Raw genomic sequence first — 21,516 nt, 5'->3', positions numbered from 1 at the left:
CTCAGGCGCCGGCGATCCGCGGCGCGGTCGGGTCGGCGCCCTCGGGCAGCGTCTCGCGCTTGACGTAGTCCTCGATCTGCTCGACGTCGTGGGCGGACCGGCGGACGACGGTCAGCAGGTCGCTCATCTTGCTGACCTCCTCGACCTGCTCCTTGATGAACCACTGCATGAACTGGTCGGAGGAGAAGTCGTTCTCCCGGCGGGCGATGCCGATCAGCTCGTTGATCTGCTGGGTGACCCGCTTCTCCTGCTCGAGCGCCAGGGTGACCGGGGCGACGACGTCGTCGAACGTGGTGACCGGGGCGACGACGCCGGGGATCGACACGCGCGCGTCGGCGTCGAGCAGGTAGCGCACCATCATCATCGCGTGGTTGCGCTCCTCGACCGCCTGGTCGAAGAAGAGCTGCGCCATCTGCGGCATGGTCAGCTCGTCGAAGTACACGGCGATGGCGATGTACTGGTGGTGCGCCGCGAACTCGTGGCCGATCTGCTGGTTGAGCTTCTCGATGAAGGCATCGGCGGCCATGGGTGCTCCTCGTTGCGGTGGGACGACGTCCCCGGAACGGTAGCGGGCGACACGCCCGGCGCGTGGACGGGTGGGGAAGGCATGGCTAACCTCACCTCGTGGGGAAGCCGGGGAAGATGCCCAAGAAGAAGTGCTGCGAGGACAGGCCCCGGTGCGGGCGATGCCCGCTGCGCGCGCTCGCGGAGGGCACCCTCCCGCCCGGGTACACGGTCAAGAAGCGCCGGCTGGTCAAGGTCGGCAAGGCCGACGTCGTCCTCGCGAAGAGCACCCGCAAGGCGGCCTGAGCCCCTCGCTGCCGGCGGGGGGTGCTGACGGTGTTCCAGACCGTCCTGGTCGCCAACCGCGGTGAGATCGCCGTCCGGGTCATCCGCACCCTGGGCGCGATGGGCATCCGCTCGGTCGCCGTCTACAGCGAGGCCGACGCCGGCGCGCTGCACACCCGGCTGGCCGACGTCGCCGTCCCGATCGGGCCCGCCCCGGCGGCGGAGAGCTACCTGTCGGTCGAGCGGGTGCTCGACGCCGCCCGCCGCACGGGCGCGCAGGCCGTGCACCCCGGCTACGGCTTCCTGTCCGAGAACGTCGACTTCGCCCGGGCCTGCGCGGCCGCCGGCATCGTCTTCATCGGGCCGCCGGTCGCCGCGATCGAGGCGATGGGCGACAAGATCCGGGCCAAGCAGACCGTCGCGGCGGCGGGGGTGCCCGTGGTGCCCGGCCGCACCGAGCCGGGCATGGACGACGACGCCGTCGCGCTCGCCGCGATCGAGGTCGGCTTCCCGGTCCTGCTCAAGCCCAGCGCCGGCGGTGGCGGCAAGGGCATGCGGGTGGTGCGCGACCCGGCCGACCTCACCGAGCAGATCGCCGGCGCCCGCCGGGAGGCGCGCAGCTCCTTCGGCGACGACACCCTGCTGGTCGAGCGGTACCTCGGGCACTCGCGGCACATCGAGGTGCAGGTCTTCGGCGACACCCACGGCACGGTCGTGCACCTGGGCGAGCGCGAGTGCAGCCTGCAGCGCCGGCACCAGAAGGTGATCGAGGAGGCGCCGTCCCCGCTGCTGGACACCCGCCTGCGGGCCCGGATGGGCGGCGCGGCCGTCGAGGCCGCCCGCGCCGTCGGGTACACCGGCGCCGGCACGGTCGAGTTCATCGTCGACGCCGACCGGCCGGAGGACTTCTTCTTCCTGGAGATGAACACCCGGCTCCAGGTCGAGCACCCGGTCACCGAGTGCATCACCGGGCTGGACCTGGTCGAGCTGCAGCTGCGGGTCGCGGCGGGCGAGCGGCTGCCGTTCGACCAGAGCGACGTGTCCCTCGACGGGCACGCCATCGAGGCCCGGGTGTACGCCGAGGACCCGGCCCGCGGGTTCCTGCCGCAGGCCGGCACGGTCGTCGGGCTGCTGGAGCCGACCGGCCCGGGCGTGCGGGTGGACAGCTCGCTGCGGGTCGGCGGCGTCGTGGGCACCGACTACGACCCGATGCTGGCCAAGGTCATCGCCTGGGGGCCGGACCGGGAGACCGCCCGCGCCCGGCTGGTCACCGCCCTCGGCGACACCGCCGTGCTGGGCGTGGCCACCAACACCACGTTCCTGCGCGACCTGCTCGACGACCCCGACGTCGTCGCCGGCCGGCTGGACACCGGGCTGATCGAGCGGCGCGGTGCCGCGCTCACGCACGCCGAGCCCCCGCCGCCGCACGTCTACGCCGCCGCGGCGCTGGCGCTGCTGCTGGAGGCCGAGCCCACCGGCGCCCTCGTCGACCCGTGGCAGGACACCTCCGGCTGGCGGCTCGGCGAGCCGGCGTGGACGGTGCGCCGGCTGCAGTCCCAGCGCGACGAGCCGGTCGAGGTGCGGGTCCGCGGCCGGTCCGGGGCCGCGCAGGTGCGGGTGGGTGACGGCGAGCCGGTGGCCGCCCGGGTGAGCCGGGACGGCGACCTGCTCAGCGTGACCCTGGACGACGTCACCACCCGCTTCACCGTGGTGCACGCCGCCGGCACCGTGTGGCTCGCCGTCGACGGCCACGTCGCGGCGCTGCGCGAGCACGAGCGGCTCGCGTCGGTGACGGGGGCGGCTGCGTCCGACGGCGCGGTGACCGCGCCGATGCCCGGCACGGTGACCGTGGTGCAGGTGTCCCTCGGCGACCAGGTGGAGGCGGGGACCCCGCTGCTGGTCGTCGAGGCGATGAAGATGGAGCACGTGCTGACCGCCCCGCTCTCGGGCACGGTCACCGAGCTCCCGGTGACGGCCGGCCACCAGGTCCGGCTGGACGAGCGGGTGGCCGTGGTGACCCCACCGCCGCCCGGCGAGGGGGAGTGACTTGCTGGACTACCGGCTCGACGAGGAGACCGAGGCGCTGCGGAAGGTCGTGCGCGAGTTCGCCGTCGAGGTGATCGCACCGCAGATCGGCGGGTTCTACGAGCGCGACGAGTTCCCCACCGAGATCGTCCGGCAGATGGGCGAGCTCGGGCTGTTCGGGCTGCCCTTCCCGGAGGAGTACGGCGGCTCGGGCGGTGACTACTTCACCCTGTGCGTCGCCCTGGAGGAGCTGGCCCGGGTCGACAGCTCGGTGGCCATCACGCTGGAGGCCGGCGTCTCGCTCGGCGCGATGCCGATCTACCGGTTCGGCACCGAGGAGCAGAAGCAGCAGTGGCTGCCCCGGCTGTGCTCCGGGGAGGCGCTGGGCGCGTTCGGGCTCACCGAGCCCGGCGGCGGCTCCGACGCCGGGGCGACGAGGACGACCGCCCGGCTCGAGGACGGCGAGTGGGTGGTCAACGGCTCGAAGGCGTTCATCACCAACGCCGGCACCGGGATGACCGACCTGGTCACCGTCACCGCGGTCACCGGCACCCGGCCCGACGGCGGCAAGGAGATCTCGGCGATCGTCGTCCCGTCCGGCACCCCGGGCTTCACCGTCGGCAAGCGCTACTCCAAGGTCGGCTGGAACGCCTCGGACACCCGCGAGCTGGCGTTCAGCGACGTGCGGGTGCCGGCGGAGAACCTGGTGGGGGAGCGGGGCCGCGGCTACGCGCAGTTCCTCTCCATCCTCGACGAGGGCCGGATCGCGATCTCCGCGCTGGCCGTCGGGCTGGCCCAGGGCTGCGTCGACGAGTCGCTGAAGTACGCCGGGGAGCGGGAGGCCTTCGGGCAGGCCATCGGCAAGAACCAGGCGGTGCAGTTCATGATCGCCGACATGGAGGTGCGGGCCTCCACCGCGCGGCTGGCCTACTACCGGGCTGCGGAGAAGATGCTGCGCGGCGAGCCGTTCAAGCGCGAGGCGTCGATCGCCAAGCTCTACAGCTCGGAGATGGCGATGGAGAACGCCCGCTACGCCGCGCAGGTGCACGGCGGCTACGGCTTCATGACCGAGTTCCCGGTGGGCCGGTTCTACCGGGACGCCAAGATCCTGGAGATCGGCGAGGGCACCAGCGAGGTGCAGCGGATGCTGATCGCCCGCTCGCTCGGCCTGGGCTGAGCGACCGGACCGGCCGGGGCCGGACCGTGGAGTGACTACAGCTTCACGTCCGGCTGTCGTGCCGTACACAGCCAGGACACCGGGCGGCCACGGCCGGTCGACAGCGTCTGGGCGCGGTGGGAACACCACCGCCCACGGACCAGTCGGAGGCCGGCTCGCATGCACCTGTCCAGATCCACGCCCGCACGTCACGGGGACCGGCCCGGCCGCAGGGCCGGGGTGCGGGCCCTCACCGGGGTCCTCGCCACGGCCGCTGCGCTCTCCACGGTCGGCGGCGCGGTCTCCGCCCCGGCCGCGCAGGCCGCGGACACCGAGCCGGCGTCCCGGTTCACCCTCGCCGTCCTGCCGGACACGCAGTTCTACTCCCGGTACGCCGAGTCGCAGTTCGAGCTGCCGGAGCGCTACGGCGACGGCAACAACCCCTTCGCCGTCCAGACCGAGTGGCTCGCGGAGAACGCCGACGCGCTGAACGTCCCCTTCGTCGCGCACCTCGGCGACGTGGTCGACCAGGTCGGCCAGGACGTCGAGTGGCGGACCGCCGACGCGGCCATGCGGACCCTGGACGACGCGGACCTGCCGTACTCGATCCTGGCCGGCAACCACGACGTGCGGAACTCCGCCGACGACCTCTTCGACGACCAGTACGACCTGGCGCAGGAGCCGTTCCTGGACTGGTTCGGCCCCGACCGGGCGGCCGAGCAGTCGACCTACGGCGGCAGCGACCCGACGGGCATGAACTCCTACCACCTGTTCGAGGCCGAGGGTCAGCAGTTCATGGTGCTCGCGCTGTCCTGGCGGGCCTCCGACGCCACCCTGGCCTGGGCCGACCAGGTCATGGCGCAGCACCCGACCGTGCCGGTCATCCTGACCTCGCACGAGGTGCTCAACATCGAGCCGGACGGCGTCACGCCCAAGGAGACCGCCTACGGGCTGCGGCTCTGGGACCAGCTGATCCGCGGCAACGACCAGATCTTCATGACCCTCAACGGTCACTTCCACGGGACCTCGCGGCTGGTGAAGACCAACGACGCCGGCAACCCGGTGACCGAGATCGTCATGGACCACCAGATGGCCTACGAGGGCGGGAACGGCTACCTCGGCCTCTTCGAGTTCGACCTCACCAACGGCACGATCTCGGTCCAGACCGGGTCGCCGTGGGTGGTCTCCAAGCCGACGGAGAAGCTGACCGCCTACGACCAGGCCTTCCTCGAGGGCGACAACCAGCAGTTCACGCTGGGGATCGACTTCCAGCAGCGGTTCGCCGGCTTCGCCCCGGACTTCACGGCCGGCTCGCCCGACGAGCCCTCGCTGACCCAGCGGGCGCGGGACATCCTGCTCGACGGGTTCGTCGGACCGGACCCGGTGACCACCGAGCGGCCCGCCGGCACGTCGGACTTCCCGCAGGTCCCGGGGACCCTGGCGCACTGGCGGATGAACGGGCTCGAGGGCACCCTCGCCGAGGGCGCGACGATCCCCGACGTCGCAGGTGGCAACGACCTGACCCGGGTGCCGATCGCGGAGTCCGGGTCCCCGACGGCCCAGCCGGGCGACGTCACCGTCACCGGCGACGCCGACCCGTTCTCCTCCGACGGCGCGGCCGTCTGCTTCACCGGCTCGAACAAGCAGACCAACCGGTTCAGCTACCTGACCACCAGCGCGGACGCGCCGGTCAACACCGCAGCCCTCGCCGGCGGGTACACGATCGAGACGTTCCTGAAGATCGACCCGAGCTGGAACCAGTCCGACAACGCGTGGATGAAGGCGCTCGTCCGCTCCGGCAACCGCTCGCAGATCGGCGTGCCGGAGACACGGTGGGACTGGACGGCGTCCCCGGTGGCGCTGGGCCTCTCGAACCTCAAGGAGTTCCAGTGGACCGAGGTGCCGATCGAGACGGCCAAGGGTGACCGCACCGCCTGGTCGGGCGAGATCATGGTCGACACCTGGGCGCACGTGGCGCTGGTGAACGACCCGGCCGCGGCGACCACGACGATGTACGTCAACGGCGCCCCGGTGCTCCGCAACGCATCCGACACCGTGGGCCACGGTCTGGACGGTGCGATGCCCTGGCTGTTCGGCTCGGACTGGGTCGACGACCGGGCCACCAACGGCTGGAACGGCTGCATCGGCGAGACCCGCGTCATCGACCACCCGGTGGGCCCGGACCAGTGGCTCACCGCCCGGGCGGACCTCGACGCGGTCGCAATCACCTCGCCGGTGGTGGACCAGGGGCTGAAGCCGCTGCTCCGGGTGACCGGCACCGGCCTGGCCGGGGCCACCGTCACCGTGACCGGTGCGGTGCGGGCCACCACGGTGGTCGGCGCGGACGGCACCTGGACGGTGGAGCTCACGCGCCCGCTGCTGCCCGGGACCCGTGAGGTCGTCGCCACGCAGACGCTGGGTGACCGCACCGGAGAGGCGTCGCGGGTCCGCTTCCGGGTGACCGCGGTGTCGGTGGTGCTCTGGCCGATCTACAAGCTCCTCGGCCGCTGACCCCGGGGTCGGGCACCAGCTGAGGGAGGGGGTGGGGGCGGTCGCGCCCACCCCCTCCGTGCTGTGCGATCTGCCGCCGTTTCGGCTCAAGACCCGCAGGTGGCTGGGGCGGCCGGGGCGAGCGGGAACGCTGGGGAATGAGCACAGGTTCGTCCGGCGCGCCGTCCGCGGACGTGATCATCCGCGTTCGCCCGCCCCGGCACGCTCCGCACCGGCTCCCGACGACGGTCGTCGGAGAGACCGGAGGAGAGCTCGATGCTGGCGACCCGTCGTCCCGTTCCGCACCACCCGGCGAGATCCCGCCGCCGGGTCACCCAGGGCACGCTCGTCGGCATGGGCCTGCTCGTGGCCGCCGGTGCCACCGCGCCGGCGGCGCTGGCCGAGGTCGGGACGACCAGCGGGGGCGGCACCGGCCCCGAGGACCAGCTGACCACCGGCCCGCAGACCGCCGGGGCACTGCAGGCCGCTCCGTCGGCCCCCGTCATCGGCCAGATCAGCGGCGACTTCGGGCTGGGCAAGGACGGCACGACCTCGGACTTCACCTTCACCGTCGGCGCCGAGAAGGGCACCGTGCCGAGCAACTACAGCTTCGCCGGCGTCACCTTCCAGCTGACCCGCGGCGACGGCGTCACGGGCACGTGCACCACCAACGGCCAGGGGAAGTGCACCGTCGTCCAGGGCGACAAGGGCACCCGGTCCGGTGAGTCGATCACGCTGCCCTCCGGTGTGTACACGGTGCAGCAGACCGCGGTGCCGGCCGGCCTGGCCCGGCTCGGCGGCACCGGCGAGCTCGAGATCGTCAAGGGCGACAAGACCAAGAAGGGCGACGCCGTCGCCAACACGGCGGTGTTCCGGCGCGACATCGTGGCCGCCGTCCGGGACGCCCGGCCGTTCGGGCTGCCGCTCGGCGGGGCCAGCTACGCCCTCACCGCCCCGGCCTACGCCCAGCAGGGCACCACCCCGGTGAAGCCGGCGCCCACCGGCACCACCAACTCCCTCGGCCTGGTCTCGTTCTCGGGCTGGTTCGTGCCGGGCAGCGGCTACGCCCTGACCCCGGTCGCCGTGCCCACCGGCTACCAGGCCGGCCAGCCCACCGCCTTCTCGATCAGCACCAGCAGCCGCGCCGAGACCGGCCAGCCGTGGGGCGTCGAGCTCCGGGTGGCGCGGGCCGCCGAGGTGCCGACGCCGACCACCACCCCCGCACCGACCACGACCCCGGCGCCGACGACGACCGCCCCGCCGACCACCACGGCGCCGGAGACCAGCGCTCCGGTGACCAGTGCGCCGGTGACCACCCAGGCCCCGGTCACCACGGCGCCGGTCACCACGGCGTCAGAGCCCAGCGCGCCGGAGACCGCGGCCCCGGAGACCACCACGCCCCTGACCACCGCGCCGGAGACCACCGCGCCGGAGACGACGCCGGAGACCACGACGCCGGAGACCACGACGCCGCAGACGACGACGGCTCCCCAGCCGACCGCCGGTGCGCCGGTCGCGGCGCCCCCGGCCCAGGTCGACGCGGGGACCGGCGCCGGGACGGCCGCCGGCCAGCCGGCCGGTGCACCGGTGGCCGCCGGCGCTGCCCCCCAGGCGGCCGGGCGGGCCGCCGCGGCGGAGGTGCCGTCGGACGGTGGTCTCTCCGAGCCGGAGGTGCCGCTCAGCCTCGGCCCGCCGACCGTCGCCCAGCCGACCGGCGCCGCGCCGCAGCCGGCCGGTCAGGCCGCCGAGCTGGACGAGCCGCTGCTGCAGACGGCCAGCTCCGGCCTGCCGGACCCCGCGGTGATCGCCCTCGGCGTCGGCTTCCTGCTGGTGGTCGGCGGTGGCTTCGGCTTCCTGGTGTGGCGGCGTGCCCAGCGGGGCTGAGCCCCTGCGCGACCCCTGGTTCGCCCGGTGCCCGGTCGCCCGGGAAGCCGGGCGGCCGGGGGAGCAGGTGCTGACCGCGGTGCTGTCCGCCGAGTTCCCGGCCGGCACCGTGGTCGACCTGCCCGACGACCGGCGGCCGACCGGGTGGCAGGTCGCCGTCCGGTCGGCGCCGGGCGGTGACCGGCCGCAGCTGGTCGAGGTCGCGCTGCCCGAGGCCCCGCTGCTCTGGTACGTCGCGCTGCCCGAGCCGGAGGCGACCACCCTGGTGGCCTTCTCCGACGAGCGGCACCCCGAGGGCACGGTGCTCGACCTCGAGCAGGCGCAGGCCGCCGGGGTGGCCGGTGAGCAGCAGGTGGCCGCCGTCCGCTGGTGGTCGGCGACCGGGCTGGTGCACCAGGTCTACGTCCAGCCGGCCTCCCGTCGCCGCGGGGTGGCCGGCAAGCTGGTCCTCGCCGCCTTCGGCGTGCAGGCGGCCCGGGGGCTGCCGGCGGTGCACGGTGACGGGCGGCGCACCGAGCTCGGCGAGCAGTGGCGTGCCGGGCTGCCCGGCCACGTCGCCGACCGGATGGCCCCGTGGACGGAGCACGTCCGGCCGATGACCCCGGCCTGACCGAGGACCCCGCTGCCCCCCACCGCTCGCACGCTCGCGGTGGGTCCTGCAGGGAGAGGCCGTTCCCTCACCTCACCGGGTGACGTCGACGAGCACCTTGCCGACGGCGCCGTCCTGCACCGCCTGGTGCGCCGCCGCGGTCTCGGCGAGCGGGAACACGTGCAGCGGCAGCCCCGCGTCGGTGCCGACCCGGACCGCGCCGTCGAGCACGGCGGCGTTGACGTCCTCCACCGCGAGCTCCTTGGCCCGGCGCGGCTCGGTGTAGACCAGCACGAACTGCCAGCGGGCGTTCGGCCCCATCTGGGCGCGCACCGGGATGGTCACCTCGGCGCCGCCGTCGTCGGCGTACATCGCGATCGAGCCGTGCATGCCGATCACCTGCGCGTCGACGGCGGCGTTGGTCGCGGCCGAGACCTCGACGATCGCGTCCACGCCGTGCGGGGCGATCTTGCGCACCTCGGCCACGACGTCCTGCTGCCGGTAGTTGACGACGTGGTCGGCGCCGGCCCGGGCGGCCAGCTGGGCCTTGTCCGGCCCGCTCACCGTGGCGATGACGGTGGCGTCGGCCCAGCGGGCGAGCTGGATGGCGGCGTTGCCGACCGCGCCCGCGCCGCCCTGGACGAGCACGGTGCGGCCGTCGAGCGTGCCCGGGCCGATCCGGTCGGGGAGCGACTCGGCGACGGTCAGGCAGCGGTGCGCGGTGAGGAAGGGGATGCCGAGGGCGGCGCCGAGCTCGAAGGAGGCGTCGGCGCCGAGGAGGACGGTCTGCCGGGCCGGTACGACGGTGTACTCGGCGGCCGTCCCGTGCGGGCGCTGCCAGGCGGCTTCCCAGATCCAGACCCGCTCACCGACGAGGACCGGGTCGACGCCCTCGCCGACGGCGTCCACGGTGCCGGAGCCGTCCTGGTCGGGCACCTGGCCGCCGGGGCCGGGCTGGGTGGTGCTGCGGGACTTCCAGTCGGTCGGGTTGACGCCGGAGAAGGCCAGGCGCACCCGCACCTCACCGGGCCCCGGTTCAGGGGTGGCGCGGTCGCCGAGCTGCAGGACGTCGGGACCACCGGGCTGGCTGTAGGAGATGGCTCGCACGAGCCCTTCCTACCCCCTGGTGACGGGCGGCGTCGTCCTTGTTCAGGAGGCGCGGCGACGGAGGCGGCGGCGCTCACGCTCGGAGAGGCCGCCCCAGATGCCGAAGCGCTCGTCGTTGGCGAGGGCGTACTCGAGGCACTCGGAGCGGACCTCGCAGCCGGTGCAGATCTTCTTGGCCTCGCGGGTGGAGCCGCCCTTCTCCGGGAAGAAGGCCTCGGGGTCGGTCTCGGCGCACAGCGCGCGCTCCTGCCAGCCCTGCTCCTCGTCGCCGAAGCCGGGGAAGCCCGGGTCGAAGACGTCGGCCATGCCCAGGACGTCGGTCCCGTAGGTCACCGGCGCGGCCTCGGCGGCTGCGGCCCGGTAGTCGTCCATCCACGTCACGTCGGCCATGGTCACGATTCGTCCCCCTGCGTCTCGTTCGGCCTTCGTCGCTCGACGACTGCCGCGGGTCACCGTCGGTGCCCTGTCGAGAGGAATTACACGGGTGTCGTTCCGGGCGGTCAAATGTCGTCCGCGTTACGCCGAACCCCATGAGCCACACCCGTCCCGGACACCTCAGGAGGCTGGACGGAGGGGTCCGACGCGCCGGTGGGTGCGTCAGGTGTTGCCGACGGGGGGCGACCGGTTCGTCCAGATCAAGATGGGCCCGGAGGCCCTGTTGGCAGCCTGTTCGGGGCTTGTGCGGACGCTGTGCGTGTGCATGCCCGGCCCCGGCGAGGGGTGGGGCCGCGCTCAGATCCGGGCGAGCTCGGCGGCCAGCGGGGCGAGCCCGAGCGGCCCGAGGTCCAGGGCGGTGCGGTGCCAGGCGGTGAGGTCGAACTCGCCGCCGGCCCGCAGCTCGGCCTGCTCCCGGCAGGTCAGCCACACCCGCTCGCCGACCTTGTAGACCGGCGCCTGCCCCGGCCAGCCGAGGTAGCGGTGCAGCTCGTCGACCCGCATCGCGTCCTCCATGTCCACGTGCGTGCGCAGGAACGCCAGTGCGACGTCGTAGGTCCACCGGTCGCCGGTCGCCCGGCCGGCCGGGATGGGCAGGTCCAGGTGGACGCCGATGTCCAGCACCACCCGCGCCGCCCGCAGTTCCTGGGCGTCGAGCATCCCGAGCCGGTCGCCCGGGTCGTCGAGGAAGCCGAGCTCGGCCATCAGCCGCTCGGAGTACAGCGCCCAGCCCTCGGCGTGCCCGGAGCACCAGCACAGCAGCCGCTGCCAGCGGTTGAGCAGTGCTGCGTTGTAGACGGTCTGCGCGATCTGCAGGTGGTGGCCGGGCACCCCCTCGTGGAAGACCGTCGTCGTCTCCCGCCAGGTGGTCATGTCGGTGACGCCCTCGGGCAGCGACCACCACATCCGCCCCGGCCGGCTGAAGTCCTCGGTCGGGCCGGTGTAGTAGACGCCCTCGCCGGACGTCGGGGTCAGCCGTCCCTCGATCCGCTTCACCGGGTCCGGGATGTCGAAGTGCACGCCGTCCAGCGCGGTCATCGCCCGGTCGGCGGTCTCCTGCAGCCAGGCCTGCAGCGCCTCGCGACCGCGCACCTGGCGGGCCGGGTCGGCGTCCAGCACGGCCACCGCGCCGGCCACGCCCTGCCCCGGGGCGATCGACTCGGCGACGGCCTCCTTCTCCGCGACGATCCGGGCGAGCTCCTCCCAGCCCCAGGCGTAGGTTTCCTCGAGGTCCAGGTCGATGCCGGCGTGGAAGCGGGACTCCAGGGCGTAGCGCTCCCGGCCGACGCCATCGGCCTCCGGCGCCTGCGGCAGCAGCTGCTCCTCGATCCGGTCGGCGAAGCCGAGCAGCGCACCCGAGGTCTCCTGCGCGGCGCGGGCCAGGTCGCGGGTGAGCCCCTCGGACCCGGCCGGCGCGGCGGCCACGAGCTCGGCGAAGAAGCCCGGGTGCGCCGGGGTGCCGGCCCAGCGACGGGCGATCTGCGCGCCCAGCCGCACCTGCCGGGCGGCGGACATCCGGCCACCGCGGGCCGCCTCCGCCAGGCCGACGGCGTAGCCGTCCAGCGCTGCGGGCACGGCCGCGAGCCGGCGGGCGATCGTCGCCCAGTCGTGCTCGGTCACGGTCGGCATCAGGTCGAAGGTGGAGCGGAAGGCCTGCAGCGGGCTGTCGATGGTGTTCAGGTCGGCCTGCGCCCAGCCGGCGTCGGAGCGCGCCAGCTCGGCGCCCAGGCGCTCCAGCATCGCGGCGCGGGCGACCTCGTCGCGGCGGTCGACGGGGTCGACCCGGTCGACGGCGGCGATCGTCGTCCGCAGCAGGTCGGCGTGGGCGGCATGGCCGTCCGGGGTGAGGTCGGGCCAGCGGTCGTCGTGCCCCCGGACGCCGATGTAGGTGGCCACCGCGGGCTGCGAGGCGGCGTAGTCGTCGACGAAGCGGTCGGCGAGCTGGTCGAGATCGGACGGCGGGCGCACGGGCTCACTCACCCCCCGCACGCTAGCGGCCGGGACCCGCTGTCGCTGCCCCGTGCGCGCTCGCTGCCCGGCCCGCCGGAGGACGGGGGGTTCGCGGGTCGCCAGGTCGTCCGGCTCGCCTTGACAAGCCCCGGCGCGCCCCTAGCCTCGTGCTGCAGTGACACGAGTCACCAGGCTGCTGCCGCACTCGACGAAGAGGACGTGCATGGACACCGGTCGTGCTCCTGAGAAGCCCCTGACACCACGCCGCCGGCTCCGGCGACTGCCCGGGCTGCTGGCCCTGGCCGTCGCCCTGAGCACGGCACCGGCGGCGACGGGCGTCGCCGCCGCCGCTCCGCCCCAGCAGGTCGACCCGACCCGGCCCGACCTGGGTGTGAACGTCACCGTGTTCGACCCCAGCACCCCGCTGGCGGAGATCCAGGCGAAGGCCGACGCCGTCTACGCGCAGCAGGTGGCCAACGAGATGGGCACGCAGCGGTACGCGCTGCTGTTCAAGCCGGGCACCTACGGCACCGCGACCCAGCCGCTGCAGATCAAGGTCGGCTACTACACCGAGGTCGCCGGCCTGGGTGCCTCGCCGCAGGACGTCACGATCAACGGCAAGGTCGAGGTCTACAACCGCTGCCGCCCCAACGCCGACGGCTCGAACAACTGCATCGCGCTGGACAACTTCTGGCGGTCGGTGTCCAACCTCCGCCTGGCGGTCAACGGCGCCGGCCAGGACGGGTGCCGGCAGACCGCCAACTTCTTCGCGGTGTCCCAGGCCTCGCCGATGCGCCGCGTCGAGGTCACCGGCGGCACCCTGTCGCTGATGGACTACTGCACCGAGGGGCCGCAGTACGCCAGCGGCGGCTTCCTCGCCGACTCGCGGGCCGGTGACGTCGTCAACGGCTCGCAGCAGCAGTGGCTGACCCGGAACAGCACGATCGGCAGCTGGTCCAACGGCGTGTGGAACCAGGTCTTCTCCGGGGTCGAGGGTGCGCCCAGCGAGGCCGGGTTCCCGGTCCCGCCGTACACCACGGTGGAGGACACCCCGGTCAGCCGGGAGAAGCCGTACCTCTTCGTCGACGCGGCGGGGGCCTACCAGGTCCGCGTCCCCTCGGCGCAGGCGAACACCCGGGGCGTGAGCTGGGACGAGGGCCAGACCGCCGGCCGCACCGTCCCGCTGACCGAGTTCTTCATCGCCCGACCGTCGACGTCGGTGCAGGAGATCAACTCGCAGCTCGCCCGCGGCAGGCACCTGCTGCTCACCCCCGGCGTGTACGACGTCGCGCGGAGCATCGCGGTCAAGCGGGCCGACACCGTCGTCCTCGGGCTGGGCCTCGCCACGCTGACCGCGGTGGACGGCTCGGTGCCGCTGACGGTCGCCGACGTGCCGGGTGTGGTCGTCGCCGGCGTCACGATCGACGCCGGCGCGCAGGAGTCCCCGGTGCTGCTGCAGGTCGGCAGCAGGAACGGGAACAGCAGCCCGAAGAAGAGCGGTGCGACCAACCCGACGACGCTGTCCGACGTCTTCTTCCGGGTCGGCGGCCCGCACGTGGGCAAGGCCGACACGGCGCTGGTGGTCAACAGCGACCACGTGCTCATCGACCACACCTGGGTGTGGCGGGCCGACCACGGGGTCGAGGGCTTCACCGCCGGGGTCAACGGTGACACCGACCGGTGGCGCACCAACACCGGGCGCACCGGGGTGGTCGTGAACGGGTCGGACGTCACCGCGACCGGCCTGTTCGTCGAGCACTTCCAGCAGCACAACACCATCTGGAACGGCGAGCGCGGCCGGGTCGTGCTGTACCAGAACGAGATCCCGTACGACCCGCCGTCGCAGGCCGACTGGCAGGAGCCGGACGGCACGCCCGGGTGGGCCGCGTACGTGGTCGGTGACCACGTGCAGCAGCACCGGCTGGACGGCGGCGGGGTGTACGGCTACCAGCGCAACGCCGCCCCCGGCATCACCACGGCCACGGGGTTCCGGGTGCCGGAGACCCCGGGCGTGCAGCTGCACCACGTGATGACCGTGCACCTCGACGGGATCGGCGTGATCGAGCACGTGGTCAACGACGTGGGCGGCCGGTCGGACAGCAGCACCCAGGGCGCGCCGCAGTACGTCGTCGACTTCCCGGCGCCGTGACCGGCTGACCCGGCACGGCGGTGGGCCGGAGCGGACGACCGCTCCGGCCCACCGCTGGATCAGGCGGAGCTGCGCACCACCAGCCGGAGCAGGTCGGTGGGGCGCGGCGGCTCGGGCCCGCCGTCCAGGGCGGCGAGCACCGAGGCCGACAGGAACCGGGCCTGCAGCTCGAGGGACTGCGAGACGGTGGTCAGCGGTGGGGCCGCGAGCTGCGCGGCCGGGACGTCGTCCACCCCGATGACGGCCACCTCCTGCGGCACCCGCACCCCCGCGGCCCGCGCACCCGCCAGCACGGCCAGGGCCACCTCGTCGTTGTAGGCGGCGACCGCGGTGACCGGCCCCTGCCGCAGGGCCCGCACGGCCGCCAGCCCCGCCTCGGCGGTCACGTCGACCGGCACGACCGGTGGGTCCGGCAGGCCCAGCCACCGGCACTCCTCGCGCACGCCGTCCAGCCGGGGACCGGCGAAGTCGGCCAGCCGGGGGTCGGTCGTGGTGGCGTAGCCGAGCGCGCGGTGGCCGGCGCCCGCCAGGTGCTGCACCTGCAGCCGGCCCACCCGGGTCTGGTAGGCCGCGAACTCGTCGGGTCCGCGGGGGTCCGGGTCGACCACGGAGCCGATCACCTGGATGCCGGCCCGGCGCATGCCCTCCGCCTCCGCCGCGGAGAAGGCGGCGAGGCCGACGACGGCCCGCGGGGTCACCGCCCGCCACAGGTCCGCGAGCGGCCGGTGCTCGCGGTGGTGGTGCACGAGCACCGACAGGTCGCGGGCGGCGAGCTCGCCGGTCAGCTGGTCGAGCAGGGCGTCGACCACCGGCCCCACCGGCCAGTCCGGCAGGACGCACAGCACCAGGTCGCTGCGCCCGCTGCGCAGCGTCCGCGCGGCCGCCGAGGGGGCGTAGCCGAGCCGGTCGGCGACGGCGCGCACCCGGCGGCGGGTCTCCTCGGAGATCACCGTGCCGGTCGTGTCGTTGAGGACGTAGCTCACCGTGGTGCGGGAGACCCCGCTCTCCCGCGCGACGTCGGCGCTGGTGACCCGTGGCACGACCGCTCCTCCCGGACCGCCCGGCCCGGCCGGGCCGGCGCCGGGTCATCGTGCCGGATGACCGGCCGCGCGGGGTCAGTCGTCGCCGCGGTCCGGTTCGGGCAGCAGGCTGGGCAGGTTCACCACGATCGCCTCCTGGCTGCTGCGGGCGATCACCACGACGGCCTCCTCGGCGTGCGGGTTCTCCTCGCGGTGCGGGGTGTACGGCGGGACGAAGACGTAGTCGCCGGGCCCCGTCTGCAGCCGCACCTCCTCACCGTGCTCGGCGAAGACGAAGACCGGGTGGCCGCGGAGCACGTGGATCGCGGTCTCGGAGTCACCGTGGTGGTGGTCGCCCGAGCCGGTGTGCGGGGCGACGTGCGTCTGGCCCATCCAGAGCCGCTGGGCGCCCACGGTCTGCGCGGAGACGGCCTCGCGGCGGGTCATCCCGCTCGTCTGGCCGGTCTCCTCGGAGAGCTGGTCGGCACGGACGTGGCGCAGCGGCTGGTGCCAGTCGTCGGGGAAGTCCTGCTGCGGTCCGGCCACGGTGCTCCTCCAGGGATCGGGTGCTGCGCCCACCCTGTCGGCCCCGCCCGCTGGACACCAGGGCGCCCCCCGATCAGGCGGTGGGGACCGGCTCCACCGGCCGGCTCCGGAGCTCGAACGCCGGCAGCGTGCGGTGCACCAGCGGGCCGATCGCGACGGCGTACAGCAGCGTGCCGACGCCGACGGTGCCGCCCAGCAGCCAGCCCGCGCCCAGCACGACCAGCTCGATCGTCGTCCGGACGACCCGCACGGAGTGGCCGCGCGCGGCGATTCCGGTGGTGAGCCCGTCGCGCGGCCCGGCACCCATGCCGGCGCCGATGTAGGCCCCGGTGGCGACGGCGTTGAGCAGCACGCCGGCGACCAGCAGCGGGATGCGCGCGCCGAGCGACGACGGTGCCGGCAGCAGCGCCAGCGTCGCGTTGATCGACAGCCCGACCAGGACGACGTTGCACAGCGTCCCGAGACCCGGCCGGCGGCGCAGTGGCACCCACAGCAGCAGGACCAGCGCGCCGACCAGGATCGAGCTGGTGCCCACCTCGATGCCGAGCACCCCGGCCAGCCCCTGGTCCAGCACGCCCCACGGCATCTGACCGAGGTCCGCGCGCAGCATCATCCCGACGCTGGCGCCGTACACGGCGAGGCCGGGCAGCAGCAGGGCCAGCCGGGCCGCCCGGCGGTCGGCGGGCAGGGGGTCGATCAGTCGCATGCGGAGAGCCTGCCCGGACTTGGCCTTGCTGCGACAGGGCCAAGTCGGCGACGATGGCCGGGTGCACAGCGACCGGTTGGCCGAGCTGCTCACGCCCTGGCTGGTCGAGGGGCGCGCGTACGCCGGCGTCGCGGCCGGCATCCGCGGCCTCGCGCTGGACGGCCGGTTGTCCGTCGGCACCCGGGTGCCCTCCGAGCGGCAGCTCGCCCTGGCGCTGGGGCTGAGCCGCACCACAGTCACCGCCGCCTACGACGTGCTGCGGTCCGAGGGCTACCTGCACAGCGCGGCCGGAGCCGGCAGCCGGGTCACCCTCCCGGCGGCGGCGCCGGTGCGCCCGGACGCCGACCCGGGGGAGCCGGCCGTCGTCCGGGACCTCACGATCGCCGCGTCCCCGGCGCCCGCCCAGCTGCTGGACGCCGTCGCCGGCGCCACCGCCGACCTGCGCCCCCTGCTCTCCGGCCACGGCCTGCACCCCTACGGCCTGCCCGCGCTGCGCGCCGCCGTCGCGGCGCACCTGACCCGCCGCGGGCTGCCCACCGGCCCCGAGCAGGTGCTGGTGACCAACGGCGCGCTGGCCGGCTGGGACCTGCTGCTGCGCACCGTCACCCGGCCCGGGCAGCGCGCCCTGGTCGAGCAGCCCACCTACCCGGCGGCGCTGGACGCCGTCGCGGCCAACCACCTGCGGCCGGTCGCGCTGCCGGTCAGCGCCGAGGGCTGGGAGCTGCCGGTGGCCGCGGCCGACGTCGCGCTGCTGACCCCGGACGGGCAGAACCCCACCGGGCTGCTCGCCGACGACGCCCAGCGGCGGGCGCTGCTGAGCGGCCTCGACTGCCCGGTGGTGGTGGCCGACGAGACGTTCGCCGAGCTGGTGCTGGAGGGTGACCGGCCCACCCCGCTGGCCGCGCTCGACCGCCGGGTGGTGACGGTCGGGTCGATGAGCAAGGCCTACTGGTCGGGGCTGCGGGTCGGCTGGGTGCGCGCCGACCCGCCGCTGCTCGCCCGGCTGGCCCAGGCGCGCGGCACCATCGACCTCAGCAGCCCGGTGCTGGAGCAGCTGGTCGCCGTCCGGCTGCTGGCCGTCGCCGACGAGGTGCTGGCCGACCGGGTCGCCTGGCTGACCGCCGCCCGGGACGCGCTGCTCGCCGCGCTCGCCGTCCGGCTGCCCGACTGGCGGGTGGTGCGGCCGCGCGCCGGGTCGATGCTCTGGGTCCAGCTGCCCGGCTCCGGCTCCACCCGGCTGGCCGCGCACGCCCTGGACCTCGGCCTGCGGGTGACGCCGGGGCCGCGGTTCACCGTCGACGGCACCGCGGACCGGTGGCTCCGGCTCCCGGTGACCGTCCCGCCCGACCAGGCGGACGAGGTGGTGGCGCTGCTCCAGGCGGCGGAGGAGCGCACCGTGGCCGGGGCCGACAGCCGCCGGATCCCGTCCCGCTGGACCGCCTGAGCCGACCGCCGGGCTCAGCCCAGCCGCTCGGTGACCGCGGTCAGGTAGTCGTCGGCCGGGGTCAGCAGGGCCGGGTCGTCACCGTCGGCGCGCAGCACCACCAGCAGGACGACCGCCCCGCGGGCGACCAGCCGGCGGTCGACCTGCTCGCTGCCGGCCACGGTGCGCACGATCCGGGTGCCCGCCCAGTCGCCGGACGACCACGCCTCGGCCTGCTGCTCCTGGGAGCCCGGGGTCCCGGGGGCGCCGCCGACGACGGTGGTCCAGGTGCAGGCCCGGGCGGCGGTGGTGGCCTCGGCGAGCACGACCTCGGCCGCGTCGGCGTCCTCCGTCCGCCAGAGGTAGCCCTCCACCGTCGTCGACGCCGACTGCAGGAACGCCGCGTCGGGGGAGCCCGGTGCGGCGGGCAGCCCCGGCGGGGTGGCCGCAGGGTCGGCCGGGTCCGGGTCGCAGAGGGTCGCCGGCGTCGGCCGTTCGGCGGCTGCGACGAACCCGTCGAGGGACACGTCGAGCGGGCTGCCGGCGTCGGCGTCGTCGGAGCCGCACCCGGCGAGCAGGCCGCCGGCCAGCACCGCCCCGCTGAGCAGCGCCGCTGCCGCCGGTCGTCGCACGGGGGCGGTCAGACCAGCTTGAGGGTCAGCGCGCGGCGGCCCTCGACGGAGCGGGCGGTGGCCATCCGCTCGGCGCTCGGGGTGCCGTACTCCGTCGTCCGCTGCCGGGCCGGCCGGCCGATCGCCGCGGCCATCGCCTCCAGCTCGGCGATGGTCTTCAGCGACCCGTTGCCCGAGCCCGCCATCCGGCTGATCGTCTCCTCCATCAGCGTGCCGCCCAGGTCGTTGGCGCCGCCGTCGAGCATCGCCTGGGTGCCGGTGTCGCCGAGCTTCACCCACGAGGTCTGGATGTTGTCGATCCGGCCGTGCAGCAGCAGCCGGGCGACCGCGTGCACCGCCCGGTTCTCCCGGTTAGTCGGCCCCGGGCGGGCCACCCCGGCCAGGTAGATCGGCGCGTTGTGGTGCACGAACGGCAGCAGCACGAACTCGCGGAAGCCGCCGGTCTCGTCCTGCAGCGCGGCCAGCGTGCGCAGGTGGGCGACCCAGTGCGCCGGGGTGTCGACGTGGCCGTACATCATCGTCGACGTCGTCGGCAGGCCCACCGTGTGCGCCGTCCGGACGATCTCCAGCCAGGTGGCGGCCGGCAGCTTGCCCTTGGTGAGCACCCAGCGGACGTCGTCGTCGAGGATCTCCGCCGCCGTGCCGGGCAGCGAGTCGACGCCGGCCTCCTTCGCCGCGGTGAGGAAGTCGGCGAACGACAGCCCGGTGCGCGCCGACCCGTTCACGACCTCCATCGGCGAGAACGCGTGCAGGTGGATGTCGGGACGGCGGGCCTTCACCTCGCGCGCCAGGTCGAGGTAGGCGGTGCCGGGCAGGTCGGGGTGGATGCCGCCCTGCATGCAGATCTCGGTCGCGCCGCCGGCCCACGCCTCGTCGACCCGGTCGCCGACCTGCTGCATCGAGAGGGTGAAGGCGTCGGCGTCGGTGCGCCGCTGGGCGAACGCGCAGAACCGGCAGCCGGTGTAGCAGACGTTGGTGAAGTTGATGTTCCGGTTCACCACGTAGGTGACGTCGTCGCCGTTGACGTCCCGCCGGACGGCGTCGGCCAGGACCGCGAGCGCCGTCAGGTCGTCGCCGTCCGCGCCCAGCAGGGCCAGGTACTCGGCGTCGGAGAGCCCGGCCGGGTCGCGCTCCGCGTGCCGCAGCGCCGCGTGCACCTCCGGGTCGCCGACGGCGATCGCGGTCGAGCGCCCGTCGCGCGCGGACACGGTCGCCTCGCGCAGCTCGGACCAGTCGCCGTAGACGGCGTCGAAGTCGCTGCGCCGGTCGCCGGTGCGCCCGACGGTGTCGACCTCGACGTGCAGGTCGACCCGCCCGGACGACGTCCACGCCTCGTCCGGCTCCTGCCACGGCAGCCCGACCGGCAGCCGGCCCTCCACGGCCAGCCCGTCGGGCCCGGCCAGGGCGGCGACGTGCGGGCGCACCCGCGGGTCGAGCCACGGCTCGGGCTGCAGCACGTAGCCCGGCTGCGCGGCCAGCCGCTCCCGCAGCGTGAAGCCGGCCTCGGCGCTGAGTGCGGCCAGCTTGTCGATGTTCGGCCAGGGCCGCTCGGGGTTGACGTGGTCGGGCGTCAGCGGGGAGACGCCGCCCCAGTCGTCGACGCCGGCCCGCAGCAGCAGGCCGAGCTCGGTGGAGTCGCTCAGGTTCGGCGGCGCCTGCACCCAGGCGGCCGGCCCCAGCATCAGCCGGCTGACCGCCACCGCGGCGACGTACTCCTGCAGGTCGAGGTCTCCCGAGCCGGCCATCGCGGTGCGCGGCTTGGCCCGGAAGTTCTGCACGATGACCTCTTGCACGTGCTGGTGCCGCCGGGCCGAGGCGCGGATCGCAGCGATCGCGTCCACCCGCTCGGCGTAGTCCTCGCCGATGCCCAGCAGCACCCCGGTGGTGAACGGGACGGCGGAGCGGCCGGCGTCCTCGAGCACCCGCAGCCGGACGGCGGGCTCCTTGTCCGGTGACCCGAAGTGCGGGCCGCCCTTCTCCGACCAGAGCCGGGTGGCCGTCGTCTCCAGCATCATCCCCATCGACGCGGCCACCGGCTTGAGCCGCTGCACCTCCTCCCAGCTCAGCACGCCCGGGTTGAGGTGGGGCAGCAGCCCGGTCTCCTCGAGCACCCGGATCGCCATCGCCCGCAGGTAGCCCAGCGTCGAGTCGAAGCCGTGCGCCTCCAGCCACTCGGCGGCCACCGGCCAGCGGTCCTCGGGGCGGTCGCCGAGGGTGAACAGCGCCTCCTTGCAGCCCAGCGCCGCGCCCCGGCGGGCGATGTCGAGCACCTCGTCGGGGGAGAGGAACGGCGCCTTGCCCTGCGCCCGGAGCTGGCCGGGCGTCGTCACGAAGGTGCAGTAGTGGCAGCGGTCGCGGCACAGGTGGGTCAGCGGGATGAACACCTTGCGGCTGTAGGTGACCACGCCCGGGCGCCCGGCCGAGGCCAGCCCGGCGTCGCGGACCCGGGAGGCGGCGGTCAGCAGCCGGTCCAGCGGGTCGCCGTCGGCCAGGCCGCGGGCGTGCAGCAGCGTCTCGGCCTCGGTGGCGTCCAGCGTCACGCCGCGCTCGGCGCGCACCAGGGCGCGGCGGAGGGCGGACTCGGAAGGGGCGGGGATGGCGGTGCTCATCGGTTCT

General features: G+C 74.7%; 17 protein-coding genes. 8 read left to right on the top strand and 9 right to left on the bottom strand.

Annotated features, from left to right (window positions below):
* Position 1: 1 nt before the first annotated feature.
* Complete coding sequence (locus FHX36_RS08960) at positions 2–526, bottom strand: ferritin (protein ID WP_110553907.1); 525 nt, start codon at positions 524–526, stop codon at positions 2–4.
* A gap of 98 nt (positions 527–624) precedes the next feature.
* On the opposite strand from FHX36_RS08960, the gene FHX36_RS08955 reads away from it, so the two are divergent.
* The 6 genes from FHX36_RS08955 to FHX36_RS08930 all read left to right on the top strand — a co-directional run bounded on the left by FHX36_RS08955 (position 625) and on the right by FHX36_RS08930 (position 8,954).
* A complete protein-coding gene (locus tag FHX36_RS08955) occupies positions 625–810 on the top strand; it encodes a hypothetical protein (protein ID WP_110553908.1) in 186 nt (61 codons plus the stop codon).
* Between the two features lie 30 nt (positions 811–840).
* Complete coding sequence (locus FHX36_RS08950) at positions 841–2,835, top strand: ATP-binding protein (protein WP_183513684.1); 1,995 nt, start codon at positions 841–843, stop codon at positions 2,833–2,835.
* A gap of 1 nt (position 2,836) precedes the next feature.
* The gene (locus tag FHX36_RS08945) at positions 2,837–3,991 is read left to right on the top strand and encodes an acyl-CoA dehydrogenase family protein (protein ID WP_110552873.1); all 1,155 of its coding nucleotides are present in this window, start codon (positions 2,837–2,839) and stop codon (positions 3,989–3,991) included.
* A gap of 219 nt (positions 3,992–4,210) precedes the next feature.
* Complete coding sequence (locus FHX36_RS08940) at positions 4,211–6,481, top strand: metallophosphoesterase (RefSeq protein WP_220035989.1); 2,271 nt, start codon at positions 4,211–4,213, stop codon at positions 6,479–6,481.
* Between the two features lie 333 nt (positions 6,482–6,814).
* Entirely contained in the window at positions 6,815–8,344 is a 1,530-nt protein-coding gene (locus FHX36_RS08935; RefSeq protein WP_183513683.1) for a prealbumin-like fold domain-containing protein, read from the top strand.
* Positions 8,328–8,954 carry a hypothetical protein gene (locus FHX36_RS08930; protein WP_110552870.1) on the top strand — a complete coding sequence of 209 codons (627 nt, stop codon included), beginning with the start codon at positions 8,328–8,330 and terminating at the stop codon, positions 8,952–8,954. Before FHX36_RS08935 ends, FHX36_RS08930 begins: the two co-directional genes overlap by 17 nt.
* 72 nt (positions 8,955–9,026) lie before the next feature.
* Here the strand turns inward: FHX36_RS08930 and FHX36_RS08925 are convergent, their stop codons facing one another.
* The 3 genes from FHX36_RS08925 to FHX36_RS08915 form a co-directional block, all read right to left on the bottom strand.
* Positions 9,027–10,040 (bottom strand): NADPH:quinone reductase, encoded by a 1,014-nt coding sequence (locus FHX36_RS08925; protein ID WP_110552869.1) that lies wholly within the window; start codon positions 10,038–10,040, stop codon positions 9,027–9,029.
* Between the two features lie 42 nt (positions 10,041–10,082).
* On the bottom strand, positions 10,083–10,346 hold the full coding sequence (locus FHX36_RS08920; protein ID WP_181428827.1) for a WhiB family transcriptional regulator: 264 nt from the start codon (positions 10,344–10,346) through the stop codon (positions 10,083–10,085).
* A gap of 426 nt (positions 10,347–10,772) precedes the next feature.
* Positions 10,773–12,455, bottom strand: a complete 1,683-nt coding sequence (locus tag FHX36_RS08915; RefSeq protein WP_183513682.1) for a DUF885 family protein — start codon at positions 12,453–12,455, stop codon at positions 10,773–10,775.
* 193 nt (positions 12,456–12,648) lie between these two features.
* Between FHX36_RS08915 and FHX36_RS08910 the strand changes: the two genes are divergently transcribed.
* A complete protein-coding gene (locus FHX36_RS08910) occupies positions 12,649–14,574 on the top strand; it encodes a pectate lyase family protein (protein WP_220036062.1) in 1,926 nt (641 codons plus the stop codon).
* A gap of 59 nt (positions 14,575–14,633) precedes the next feature.
* On the opposite strand, the gene FHX36_RS23855 is transcribed toward FHX36_RS08910, so the two are convergent.
* From FHX36_RS23855 to yczE, 3 genes are all read right to left on the bottom strand, one after another.
* A complete protein-coding gene (locus FHX36_RS23855) occupies positions 14,634–15,614 on the bottom strand; it encodes a LacI family DNA-binding transcriptional regulator (protein WP_110553815.1) in 981 nt (326 codons plus the stop codon).
* Between the two features lie 75 nt (positions 15,615–15,689).
* Complete coding sequence (locus FHX36_RS08900) at positions 15,690–16,139, bottom strand: cupin domain-containing protein (protein WP_181428905.1); 450 nt, start codon at positions 16,137–16,139, stop codon at positions 15,690–15,692.
* Positions 16,140–16,212: 73 nt separating this feature from the next.
* A complete protein-coding gene (gene yczE, locus FHX36_RS08895; protein ID WP_220036063.1) occupies positions 16,213–16,845 on the bottom strand; it encodes a membrane protein YczE in 633 nt (210 codons plus the stop codon).
* Positions 16,846–16,906: 61 nt separating this feature from the next.
* Between yczE and yczR the strand changes: the two genes are divergently transcribed.
* Complete coding sequence (yczR, locus tag FHX36_RS08890; protein ID WP_183513680.1) at positions 16,907–18,289, top strand: MocR-like transcription factor YczR; 1,383 nt, start codon at positions 16,907–16,909, stop codon at positions 18,287–18,289.
* Between the two features lie 14 nt (positions 18,290–18,303).
* Here yczR and FHX36_RS08885 read toward each other — a convergent pair whose 3' ends face one another.
* Together FHX36_RS08885 and FHX36_RS08880 are read right to left on the bottom strand one after the other, a co-directional pair.
* Complete coding sequence (locus tag FHX36_RS08885) at positions 18,304–18,900, bottom strand: hypothetical protein (RefSeq protein ID WP_146251694.1); 597 nt, start codon at positions 18,898–18,900, stop codon at positions 18,304–18,306.
* An 8-nt stretch (positions 18,901–18,908) separates the two neighbouring features.
* Positions 18,909–21,509, bottom strand: a complete 2,601-nt coding sequence (locus FHX36_RS08880) for a bifunctional FO biosynthesis protein CofGH (protein WP_110553835.1) — start codon at positions 21,507–21,509, stop codon at positions 18,909–18,911.
* Positions 21,510–21,516 lie beyond the last annotated feature (7 nt).

The organism is Modestobacter versicolor (assembly GCF_014195485.1).
Taxonomy (GTDB): domain Bacteria; phylum Actinomycetota; class Actinomycetes; order Mycobacteriales; family Geodermatophilaceae; genus Modestobacter; species Modestobacter versicolor.
The sequence above is the reverse complement of the archived record's forward strand: the minus strand, read 5'-3'. Positions and strand labels throughout refer to the sequence as shown.

Coding starts and splice junctions, on each gene's coding strand:
- FHX36_RS08960 (WP_110553907.1), bottom strand. CDS start 526: ATGGCCGCCGATGCCTTCATCGAGAAGCTCAACCAGCAGATCGGCCAC.
- FHX36_RS08935 (WP_183513683.1), top strand. CDS start 6,815: ATGGGCCTGCTCGTGGCCGCCGGTGCCACCGCGCCGGCGGCGCTGGCC.
- FHX36_RS08920 (WP_181428827.1), bottom strand. CDS start 10,346: ATGGCCGACGTCTTCGACCCGGGCTTCCCCGGCTTCGGCGACGAGGAG.
- FHX36_RS08910 (WP_220036062.1), top strand. CDS start 12,649: ATGGACACCGGTCGTGCTCCTGAGAAGCCCCTGACACCACGCCGCCGG.
- yczE (WP_220036063.1), bottom strand. CDS start 16,845: ATGCGACTGATCGACCCCCTGCCCGCCGACCGCCGGGCGGCCCGGCTG.
- FHX36_RS08880 (WP_110553835.1), bottom strand. CDS start 21,509: ATGAGCACCGCCATCCCCGCCCCTTCCGAGTCCGCCCTCCGCCGCGCC.